At 43.0% G+C, this 221-nt stretch carries 1 pseudogene; it reads left to right on the top strand.

Going from position 1 to position 221, the window contains the following annotated elements:
- Nucleotides 1-221 (top strand): annotated as a pseudogene (locus RYZ59_RS24635) (flagellin FliC); the annotation flags it as partial.

Below are 221 nucleotides of genomic sequence, written 5' to 3'. Positions count from 1 at the left end.
TAGCAGGTGACACCGCCAAAAATGGTGTTTATGAGGTAGAGATTGACGATACATCTGGAGCAGTAACACTCAAAGATGCTGATGTTGATGTGCTGCCAGCTGCAACTAAAGATGTGAAATTTAAGCAGGAACCAGCGACGTATGCTGCTATTAAGGCATTAAAAGCGGCGAATGTTGATTCCACTGATGCTGACTCTGCTTCACTTGTTAAAGTGTCTTTT

It is taken from the genome of Citrobacter sp. HN-141, assembly GCF_033341895.1.
Taxonomy (GTDB): domain Bacteria; phylum Pseudomonadota; class Gammaproteobacteria; order Enterobacterales; family Enterobacteriaceae; genus Citrobacter.
The sequence above is the reverse complement of the archived record's forward strand: the minus strand, read 5'-3'. Positions and strand labels throughout refer to the sequence as shown.